Here is a 3,723-nt window from a genome sequence, read left to right on the forward strand (position 1 = left end):
CGGACAAGGAGCGGTATGCGGAGCTCATCAACCGCACCCAGTGGTGGGGCCGCCACATGCTCATATACGGCGTGCACACGCACGTGGGCATCGATTCCCGCGCGAAGGTCCTCCCGATCCTCAATGCGCTGCTCGCCTATGTCCCCCACCTGCAGGCGGTGAGCGCCTCCTCCCCCTTCTGGGAGGCGACGGACACCCACTACGCCTCGAATCGCGCAATGATGTTCCAGCAGCTGCCCACCGCCGGACTGCCCTACCAGTTCCAGGACTGGGCAGGCTACGAGAAGTACGTCCAGGACATGCTCCACACCGGCGTCATCGACCAGCTCAACGAGATCCGCTGGGACATCCGGCCGGCTCCGGGCTGGGGCACCATCGAGGTGCGCGTGTGCGACGGTCTGGCCACCACGGCGGAGCTCGCCGCGGTCACCGCCTTCGTGCAGTGCCTCGTGGACGACTTCTCGGAGCGGCTGGACCGCGGCGAGACGCTGCCGACGATGCCGGACTGGTTCCATGTGGAGAACAAGTGGCGGGCGGCCCGCTACGGCATGGACGCCATCATCATCGAGAATGCGGCGGCGGACGAACGCCTCGTCACCGAGGTCATCGCCGACGAGGTGGTCCGGCTGCGTCCCGTCGCCGCCCGGCTGGAGTGCGAGGAGGAGCGGGAGCTCATGACCTCCTTCGCCGCCTGGGGCGCCGGCTACCAGCGTCAGCGCGAGCGTCTTGCGCGCACGGGCGACCTCAAGGACGTCGCCGGGCTGCTGGTCGAGGAGTTCCGCGCCGGGAGGCCGTGAAGAGCACCGCTGTTCATCGTGCACGGTTCTTCGGAGGACGGCCTCCTCCCCGGCCGTTTCGATCAGAGCAGCTGCGGGTCGGTAGTGAACGCGACAGTGATCCAGTTGTTGGGATCCTCGGCACCGAGTTCGGCGCCCACCTCACGGCGGATCCGATCCCACTCCTGCAGGGGCTTGACGTCAGCCTTCTCCGGCACGAGGAACACGATCTCCACCTGCCGAGAACGCCCGACCTGCACCGGATAGACCGCGGAAGAGCTGAACCCGTGGGTGTGCGCGGTGCGCTCGGCAACCGCCTCGGCCTCTGCACGCAATGAGCTCGGAGTCACGAGCGCTATCTCACGCACGGCCCTCCGCAGAGTAGGGACCGGGATTGGCAGCAGGACAATCGCCACTAGCACGAGCACGGCCGGATCCACATAAGGCGTGAGCTGATCCTGACCCCGAGCGTCGAGCACTGCTCCGAGCACGAACGCAAGCAGCAGCGCTCCGGTTACTCCGCCGGTCATGATCCAGCCCTTCACGTCCATGGCCACCAGCGCCGAACCGATCTTCCGATTCGCCCGGTGTTCGACCACGGCAAAGGAGACTGTCAGGATCACCACGACCACCGCGTACACGACAGCCGGACCGAACTCCACCGCTCGCCCGCCGGAGAAGAGCGCGAGCACCGCCTGGACGAGCGCATAGCCAGTGACGGCCATCATGAGGAGCGCGTTCAGAGCAAGGACAAAAGGCTCCAGGTGCCAGTAGCCCACCCCGAAGAGAGACGAGGGGCCGCGCAAGAGCGAACGAGTGATGAGTCCGGCAACCTGGATGGACACAAGCGACATGATCGCGTCGACAAGCGAGATCATCCCGTCGAAAGCGATGGCATAGGAGCCGGACAGCAGGCCGAAGCCGATCCCCAGCGCCGCCACCGTGAGAATGCCCGTGAGTGAGACTGTCAGTGCCTTCTTCTCGCTGTCCACGACCGCCCTTCCTCGCTCTCACCTGCGGGCCGCCGCAGGGCACCGGGCCCGGAGGCTCCCGGGCACCACCCGAACATCATTGGATTCCACCAGCACGCGCATGCCGTGTGAGACACACGGCCAAGATTACCACTCCAGGGCGGACAGGCATGTCATCAGCGCGCCGGAGGGGGTAACATGCAAGGCGGCCCTCTTCCTCGGAATCAGCTTTCGGGATTCCAGGCCACCAAGGAAGCCCAGCTGCACAGCGGCCTCATTTCGCACAACCATGGAAGGCACTGATGTCGACTCAACATCCACCGCCCAAGCACGGGGGGCAGCGTTCACGCCTGAAGCGCGTTGCCTCCGCACTCGGCACGCTAGCCCTCGCGTCCGGCGCACTCACCGCAACCTCGGTCATGACCGCAGCGCCAGCGGCAGCAGTCACGCAGAACGGCTACGTGTTCAACGACGCGTGGACGATGACCGGTGACAACGTCACCACTCAGTATTCGCCCACGAACGGCGGCGCTTCCTATCACAGCGCAGAGACGCTCCTCCCCTCCCGGCTGGGCGGCGTGGAGGTCGAAGCCAGCTTTGCGGAGAACTCCGACCGAAGCCCCTCGACATCCGTGTTCGGCAACGGCACGAACCAGGGTGCGTACCGTGCCACGGCGGCGAACTTCCTCGGTGCGCCTAACCCTGCGGATCTCCCCGCACTCGGCCTCTACACCAATGGCTCCGCTGGGTGTGGTGGAGCGCTGGGCACAGCGGCTCACCAGAACCAAAACGGCGCCTGCGATGTGGGTCAGCTCACTCTGAACTTCTCCAAGCCGGTCACGGACATGGTGCTCGACATTTCCGGTCTCGGCGGCTTCGTGTGGGCAACCCCGGCCAACAGCAACGGCAACAGCGGCGCGCGGGGTTCCTTCAACACCACTGACTGGAGCCTCGCTACCGAGGGAGTGACCTTCGCAAGTGTCTCCGGCGGAGCGGTCAACCTGTCCGCGGACGCGACCTCACTCACCGTGGACGACCTCAACACGTGGACGAACTGCAACGAGAACCCGCAGCAGCAGCCCGGTACGCGCCAGGCGAGCCCGCGCACCGCATCAGCCGGCTGCGGTTCTGTCATCCTCAAGGGCACCTACTCTGAGGTCACCTTCGACATCTCCGCACACGCCACACCCTTCTCGGCATACTCCACTGCGGACTACGGAACCGGTGCCGCCTACTTCGTCAATGACGGCAGCCGCTTCGATGGGGTCAACGGCCTCAACACCACCCTGTCCGAGCGCAACCTCGCCAACGACCGCACCGACTCGCAGAACGCCGATCTGCAGCGCGTCTCGCTCCGCCTGCCGGAGAACGGCCGGATCGGTGACAGAGTCTGGAGCGACACGAACGGCGACGGCATCCAGGACGAGGGCGAACCCGGTATCGCCGATGTCGTGATCGAACTGCTCGACGCCGATGGCAACCCGGTCCTCGACGCCGATGGCAACCCCATCACGACCACGACGGACACCGATGGCAACTACGTGTTCGAGGACCTCCCCTACGGCGAGTACAAGGTGCGGGTCAGCGCTCCCGAGGGCATGGTTCCGACCACCTCGGGCGCAGGCGATGACCGCGCAGCGGATTCCGATATTGATGCCAATGGCGAGTCCGGCGTCGTGTCGATCGACTCTGCAAACCCGGAGAACAGCGACACCGATGCCGGCTTCGTACTGGCTCCGGAGGCCACCGATGATGAGTCGCACGGCAACACCATCGGCGACCCCGTCACCGTCCCAGTCCTCGACAACGACTCCGAGGGACTCGTCCCCGGCACGGTCAACATCACCGACCCCAACGGTGACCCCGTCAAGGAACTCGTCGTTCCCGGCGAGGGCACCTGGACGGTGAACGAGGACGGCTCCATCACCTTCACCCCCGAAGACGGCTTCGAGGGACAGCCGACCGACATCTCCTAC

General features: G+C 65.7%; 3 protein-coding genes. 2 read left to right on the forward strand and 1 reads right to left on the reverse strand.

Features of this window, described 5'->3' with window-relative positions:
* The coding region (locus Q0A33_RS04045) for a YbdK family carboxylate-amine ligase (RefSeq protein ID WP_291793485.1) at positions 1-797 on the forward strand (797 nt) is incomplete at its 5' end.
* Positions 798-859: 62 nt separating this feature from the next.
* On the opposite strand, the gene Q0A33_RS04050 is transcribed toward Q0A33_RS04045, so the two are convergent.
* Positions 860-1,768: a cation transporter gene (locus tag Q0A33_RS04050; protein ID WP_291793488.1), complete on the reverse strand. Its 909-nt coding sequence runs from the start codon at positions 1,766-1,768 to the stop codon at positions 860-862.
* 398 nt (positions 1,769-2,166) lie between these two features.
* Here Q0A33_RS04050 and Q0A33_RS04055 point away from each other — a divergent pair.
* Positions 2,167-3,723, forward strand: a 1,557-nt coding sequence (locus tag Q0A33_RS04055) for an SdrD B-like domain-containing protein (protein ID WP_291793491.1), incomplete at its 3' end; no start/stop codon positions are given.

This window comes from Brevibacterium sp., assembly GCF_022712115.1.
GTDB lineage: Bacteria > Actinomycetota > Actinomycetes > Actinomycetales > Brevibacteriaceae > Brevibacterium > Brevibacterium salitolerans.